Here is a 6597-nt window from a genome sequence, read left to right as displayed (position 1 = left end):
ATCGCCGCCGCGCACTCGTCACCTCCAAATCCCTTCGGAGCCAATGAATCACGGTCAGAGCCTTGCAGCGAGCGCCTTTTTCAACAGCCTGCTAGTAGCCCGCGCGCGAATCGAGATCGACCGCTCGCGCATCCCGCATATCACGACCGAAAACGAAGGGGAACGGCTTCAACGCCGCGCGGGACCGCCTCTAGCAGATCGACCTGTGGCGCAAGCGTGGCCTAGGTCCTCTCACGGCTGATTTCGTCGAACTGCAAGCGGATAGCTTCACCCGCTCCAAGGCCGTAGGTGCTCATCATCAACAGGAGCGCGTAATCGCGCATGCCACACGCCACCCATTCGGCGTCCCGTGTTGCTCCGAAAGAGGAAGAGCCGGCAGGCGAGATCCTGTGCGAGATAGCCTGGCCCGAACATCGATTGGGAAGCCGGCACACTGTCGTTCGTCCGGCCAAAGACGGGGGCAGCCTTCACCCTGCCCCTCCTGCCGGCCGTGGCCAACGTGGTGGAGCATTTCCGTTTCCGCTGCTTCGATGGATGCCTGGCTACAGGTTCCGACGCCGCCACAACCGCCGGCACGAAGGCAAGAGATCTTGCTGCACCGAAGCGGCCTGTTTGCGGGCTTCGCGGCGCCAGGCGAAGACCTGCCGCGGCCTGAGGCCATACTGGCGACTTCAGAGATGATTGCGTTCGGCTCCAGCGTCTCCGCGATGATCCGTGCTTTGTCATCCATCCACTGTCAAACGGCCCTTCAATTGCGGGTGGTTGTCAATCCGGATCTCGCACTGCCATCGCCGGGTGGTCCTTTCCGAGGTCGAGTGCCTCATGATGATCCTCGGGTCGGGCGCCTCAACGTTTCCAACGAGATGCAGATGAACTGCTGTCAGCCGTTTGAACGAGGTCGCCGCAACCAACGTCCCGGCGGGAGACATCACGAGACCGGCGAGCAAAGCCTCGCCCCTGCGCACCGGGCCGCGCACCATCATTTGCCGTTGGCATTGTCCGCGATCAGCCGTTGGTTCCTTTCAAAGTCAGCCCAGGACAAATAGCCTTCGTGATGATCAACAAGCAAGACTACCAAATCTGAGCGATCTTTGCGTCAGCCGCGCACGATTCGCTTGCTACAGCACCTGCTGCTATCCCGAGATCCTGGGGTTGATGTACGGAAGCGCGATTTGGTCACTGCGAAGCGATAAGAACACCTGACGGATGCTTTGCATTTCGGCAAAGCGGGTGAAAACCGGGATCCTTTTCGAGCTTGTCAGGCCCATTTTCACATGGCGACGGCAACCGCGAAGAAGAGCTCCCCCGGAGCGCCTTCTGCTTCAGGGCTTCCTTCGAACGGCCCCGCAGGAGCGACAGTTCGAACTCGCTCATTGTCTCTTTCATGCCCAGCAAAAACCGATCGTTTGGATGGCGGGGTTCGTAGATGCCATCCTCATGGCCGATTACCGCGCCAACCAGGCCGCAAAATTCGATCAGCGTGTGCCAGTCGCGTCCGTTGCGCGCCAAGCGCGACACTTCGATTGCGCACACAGCACCGACACTGCCTCCGCTGACAGCAGCTTCTCGAAGCCCGGACGAATGACGCCGGAACCCGAGCGGCCAGTCGGCACCGGTGGGGGCTTGCGCACGAAGAGATCCAATTGGCGGTAACAGGATTGACGATGCTTCATGCTTGTCTCCTCCTTCGCGACGGGAATCTTCGCGCAGCAAGCTTAGACGGGCATCGAGCTCCAGACGAAGTTCACGCAGATACGTCAGTGGCAGACGGGGACGCTCCGTCAACATCATCGCTTCCGCCCGATCTTCCGTTATCCAGATTGGCAACTGCACCAACGTGCCGTCAGGCTGGCGGGTTATCAGAGCGATCTCGTTACCATGGCGATTGCGTCCGGCAACAGCAGCCGCTTCCCCGTAACGGGGATGAAATCGGTAAAGTGGCAGCGGCGTCAGAAGTGTCCAGTTGCGAGTTGATTTCCACTTCGGACGCTTGGCTGCGATCTTCTTGATCGAGAATATAGAATTCAATTCTGCGGCGCGAGACCCAGCAAGGCCTGCAACCAGATCAACCCGTCATGAATTTCCGGGTTAGTTCACTCTGAATTCGAAAACGCGACACACTTAACCCGGAAAATTCATGGTGGGTTGGCGGATGTAGTGCAAGCCGTTGAAATGACGTAGGATTTGGTTGCTTAAGCCGATCCGAATCATTTCCCGGAGACCACACCCGCCATGAACGATCTTACGCTGCCGCTGAGCGGTTTGTCATCAGTGGGCGGCAAGTCCGTGGTCGCCCGTTTCGACGGCGGCATGCTGTCATCCAACAGTGGTGTTCTGGCTCTGGCCGAAGTGGAAAAGCGGCTGGGTGTGGCCGACCGTCTGGCGCGTTGCATCGACGATCCGCGCTGCGCGGACCAGGTCGTCCACAGCCTGGCGGACATGATCGGCTTCTCTATTCGGCGGTTTGAAGTCAAGCGCCCTTCTAGATCTTTTCCGCTTCGCCGGCATTGGACCCGTCTTTCGCGGGGTCTTGCTTCTCTCCGGGATCGGCGCTCTGGCCCTACCCTTGATGGGGATTCAGAAGGATGAGGTGGAACAATCTTTCGCGCGCCTTGATCGCCCCGTTGATGGGGGGCAATCGAGCTAAGCCGATCAGCGAACTCACCTCATCCTCGTCCCGCGAAGGACAGCTTTCCACGTGCAGGTGGAACGGATGTCGTCCCCGTCTATCGGGGTGCGATGCTTATCAAATTCGATCCTGGTTCATTCCCTTATCTCTTTGTTCGGCCGATTGGCGACCATCTTCTCGTCCCGACCTTGGTTTCGCGCTGGCCGCCGCGCGCAGTGATCCTCAAGGGTGGGCCCACAGGGCCATCGCGAGAGCGACTTGCCCTTGACGGGCACGAGCACGGCGGCATGCTAACGACGGTCGGGATGCGGTCAGCCGGCGACCGGCATGATTTCCGTCCTGGTCCAGCGGAACTGTGTGCCGTCGCTCCAGACGCGATGCATGATCACCGCCAGCCGGCGGGCGAGCGCGACGATGGCCTTCTGTTCACCGCGCCTTCTGGCGACGCCCATCGCCCAGGCCTTCAGCCAGGACCATTTCGTCACCCGCTTCAGCAGGGTCTGCGCAGCCTCGTAGAGCAGCGTGCGCATCATGGCGTCGCCGCATAATGAGATTCCGCCCACCCGGCGGCTTTCTCCCGATTCATGGAGCGCCGGCGTCAGGCCCAAAATCGGCCCGACCGCCTTCGAGCTGCGGAAGCGGGCCGGGATATCGATCGTCGCGGTATAGGCCAGCGACACGACCGGGCCGACACCGGGGATCGACATCAGCCGGCGGCAGACCTGATCATCCCGGACGATCGCCAGAACCTTTCGGTGAAGGGCGGCAAAATTCCGGCGCAGCTTGCGGCGCGCGTCGAGCAGCAGTTCAACGATCTCAGCCAGATCGGGCATACCGTCGGTGAGTTCGCGGATCCGCTCCTCAAACTTGACCGCGCCGACCTTGCCAACCTTGAGGCCGAAATTGCGCAACAGCCGGCGGATGTCGTTCTCGATGGCAATCGCCTTTTCCTTTAAGAGCTTACGCGCCGTCAGCAGCGCCCGACGCTTCTGGCTCGTCAGGGTCTTGACATGCACCGGGCGGAACAGATTGACCCGCATCATCTGCGCGATCCCGCGCGCATCATTGCGGTCGGTCTTGTTTGGCTGCGCCTTCAGGAACGCCTTGACGTGCCGGGTCTCGATGCAGATCACTGGCAGGCCGGCGTCGGCCAGACCGCTGAACAGCCATTGCGACAGCGGTCCGGCCTCGAGCCCGACGCGTTCCAACCGCCAGGCGGGATCCTTCAGCACCCGCGCAAGATCCTCGGGATGGCTCGGCACCTTCATCTCGCGGCACACCGTGCCTGTTTCGTCGACGATGCAAATTGCGGTTTCTTTTACCGAGACGTCCAATCCTATGTAAGCGCGTAGGCATCCCCACCTAGCGTGCAGGCGGTTGATCGCTCATTTTCAGCATGAATCATGCGGAGAATCCCGTGAGCGACAGTATGAGCCATCATCGAACATTCGAGATTTTGACGGCGGAGCCTGTGCCGTCCCGACGCAAGCCGCGCCATCGGTCGGACGAAGAGAAGGCACGGGTTGTCGCCGAAGCGTTCTCGCCAGGGGGTAGTGTGTCGGCGGTTGCGCGTTCCGAGGGGCTGGACCCCTCGCAGCTCTATGCGTGGCGCCGCAAGGCGCTTTCGTCGGGCATGGTTGCGCCACTGACGGAGGGAGCGACCAAGCCGGCGAAGTTCACGCGCTTTGAAGCGATGGGCAGTGACATGGTGGAAATCATCATTGGCGATGCCGTGGTGCGCGCCGGCGGCGATGTTGATCCCGATCGCCTGGCGAGGATCATCCGCGCGGTTCGCAAGGCATGATCGCTTCCGGTGTGGTGGTTTACGTGTCGTGCCAGCCGGTCGACTTCCGCAAGGGCGCGGCATCTTTGATGGCGCTGGTCAGGGATGGCGGCCTGGACCCGTTCTCGGGGGCGCTTCACGTATTCCGTTCGAAGCGTGCGGACCGGGTTCTCATCGTGTGGTGGGACGGCAGCGGGGTTTGTCTTTATTCGAAGACTCTGGAAGATCACAGCTTCTGCTGGTCTGCGATATCGGCCGCGCGCATGCGTCTCGACCACGCCCAGTTGATGGCGCTTCTGGCCGGACTGGACTGGAAAAAGATCCGTCCGGCCAGGGTCAGGCGGCCGTTATCGACGGGCTGAAACCGGCCTGCGGCAAGATGAATCATGCGGCTGGAACGGTTGGGAAAGCGGCTGTTTTTGTGCTCTGTTGCTTGCCATGGTTCTACCGGGTCTTGCCCTTCCCGACGACGTTGATGCGCTGAAGGCGATGATCCTTTCCATGGCTCGCGAGCAGGCTGCAAGCGAGGCCCGGATCACAGTCGCCGAAGTTCGGATCGCAGCATCTGAGGCGGAGGTCGCCCGGCTGAAAGCTGTCGAGAAAAGCGCCAACGAGCGGATCGCCAATCTCACGTCGATCCTGAAAGTTTTACAGCGCACGCAACATGGCACGCGTTCCGAGCGGCTACGCCTGGCCATCGACGACGAGCAGGCCTCCTTTGCCTTCGAAGAGGTCGAGACCGGCTTTCGGAAATCCGGAGCGAACTCGACCGCGCGGTCGGCAACAAGCCGAAGCGCGCCCCGCGTCCGTGAACTGACCCCTTAAAGTTGGACGGTTTAAGGTGGCGGCAGATTTAAGGGCTGGGTTCTGTATTGCACAGGGCTCAGCCCTTTCAGTTTCAGTTTGATGCGATCATGATTGTAGTAGTGGATGTAATCCTCGATGCTGGCCTTGAGGCTCTGAACGTTCTCGAAGGTATTGGGGTAGAAGAGCTCGGATTTGAGTGTTGCGAAGAAGCTCTCGATAGGTGCGTTGTCGAGGCAATTGCCTTTGCGTGACATGCTCTGGGCAATGCCTCGTGCCTGGAGCCTGCGCTGGTGGGCAGGCGTCTGATACTGCCATCCCTGATCGGAGTGTAGGATGGGCCGTTGGGTTTGGTCGAGCCGGTCCAGCGCTCTGGCGAGCATATTTTCCACCAGCTTGAAGAGTGGTCGCCTTGCGGTCTCGAAGGCGATGATCTCGCCATTATAAAGGTCCATGACCGGTGAGAGATAGAGTTTGTCGCCCGCCAGGTTGAACTCCGTCACATCGGTCACCCATTTATGGTTGGCGCTGTCAGCGTTGAACTGGCGTTGAATGAGATCGGGAGCCGTCCTTCGACTTCAATCCCATCTCCACCATCCGACACTGCACCGCCTTGTGATTGACGACATGACCGAGCCGGCGCAGTGCAGCAGCCACCCGGCGATAACCGTAGCGGCCCTTGTGGCTGTCGAAGACGGCTCTGATCTTCTCCTTGAGACCAGCATGGCGGTCGACGCGGGACGCCTTCTGTCGATAGTAGAACGTGCTGCGGGAAAGCCCTGCCAGTTTGAGCAGACCATCGAGCGGATAGAGCAGCCTTAACGCTTGGACAGCTTGCGCTTTTTGGGCGCGTGTCCCTGCGTTAAGGCCTCCAGTTTTTTTAGGTAGGCGTTCTCCACGCGCAGATGGTTCAGTTCCGCAAGCAGCTCTTCGCGGCTCTTGGTCTCATCACTCTGCGCTACGGGCGGCTCGCCAGGCGACGGCGGGTCTGACATCGATCGCGGCCTTCCTCTGCGGCGCGGCGCGAGCGCCTCTATCCCACCGGCTTCGTAGCGCCTCTCCCAGTCCGGAAGGCAGCCGGCGTTGCGGATATTGAACAGCGCGGCCGTCTGTCGGCAGGACAGTCCATCCTCCCACATCCGGTGCAGAACCGACAGCTTGAACTCGCCGTCATAGTGGCTGAGCTTGCGAGCGAGGCCGGCAACCCCGTGCGCTTGATAGCTCGCAACCCATTTGCGTACCGTCGCAGCATCTACGCCGTCGGCTGCACCGGCGCTCGCATAGCTCTCTTCACCACTCAAATAACGATCAACAACAGTGCGCTTCAAACTCTCGCTGTGTTTGGACATGAAAACCCCCGAAGGTTAATGTCCAACTTTCG

4 protein-coding genes and 3 pseudogenes are annotated in these 6597 nt (G+C 60.5%); 4 read left to right on the top strand and 3 right to left on the bottom strand.

The annotated features are described in order from the left end of the window. Window positions 1-1176: 1176 nt before the first annotated feature. On the bottom strand, window positions 1177-2028 hold the full coding sequence (locus tag NKI38_RS27980) for a recombinase family protein (RefSeq protein ID WP_352663400.1): 852 nt from the start codon (window positions 2026-2028) through the stop codon (window positions 1177-1179). A gap of 204 nt (window positions 2029-2232) precedes the next feature. On the opposite strand from NKI38_RS27980, the pseudogene NKI38_RS27975 reads away from it, so the two are divergent. Then, window positions 2233-2451: pseudogene (locus NKI38_RS27975) on the top strand (transposase); the annotation flags it as partial. Between the two features lie 489 nt (window positions 2452-2940). Here the strand turns inward: NKI38_RS27975 and NKI38_RS27970 are convergent. Then, on the bottom strand, window positions 2941-4002 hold the full coding sequence (locus tag NKI38_RS27970; RefSeq protein WP_352663402.1) for an IS110 family RNA-guided transposase: 1062 nt from the start codon (window positions 4000-4002) through the stop codon (window positions 2941-2943). A 44-nt stretch (window positions 4003-4046) separates the two neighbouring features. On the opposite strand from NKI38_RS27970, the gene NKI38_RS27965 reads away from it, so the two are divergent. From NKI38_RS27965 to NKI38_RS27955, 3 genes and pseudogenes are all read left to right on the top strand, one after another. Continuing rightward, entirely contained in the window at window positions 4047-4433 is a 387-nt protein-coding gene (locus tag NKI38_RS27965) for a transposase (RefSeq protein WP_352663398.1), read from the top strand. Further along, on the top strand, window positions 4430-4774 hold the full coding sequence (gene tnpB / locus NKI38_RS27960; RefSeq protein ID WP_352663396.1) for an IS66 family insertion sequence element accessory protein TnpB: 345 nt from the start codon (window positions 4430-4432) through the stop codon (window positions 4772-4774). The genes NKI38_RS27965 and tnpB overlap by 4 nt, the downstream gene beginning before the upstream one ends. A 76-nt stretch (window positions 4775-4850) precedes the next feature. Next, window positions 4851-5221: pseudogene (locus tag NKI38_RS27955) on the top strand (transposase domain-containing protein); the annotation flags it as partial. Between the two features lie 27 nt (window positions 5222-5248). Here the strand turns inward: NKI38_RS27955 and NKI38_RS27950 are convergent. Next, window positions 5249-6565 (bottom strand): annotated as a pseudogene (locus NKI38_RS27950) (IS3 family transposase). Window positions 6566-6597: the final 32 nt, after the last annotated feature.

Origin of the sequence: Mesorhizobium sp. M0621 (assembly GCF_040320745.1) — a bacterium.
Lineage (GTDB): Bacteria > Pseudomonadota > Alphaproteobacteria > Rhizobiales > Rhizobiaceae > Mesorhizobium.
The sequence above is the reverse complement of the archived record's forward strand: the minus strand, read 5'-3'. Positions and strand labels throughout refer to the sequence as shown.

Coding starts and splice junctions, on each gene's coding strand:
- tnpB (WP_352663396.1), top strand. CDS start 4,430: ATGATCGCTTCCGGTGTGGTGGTTTACGTGTCGTGCCAGCCGGTCGAC.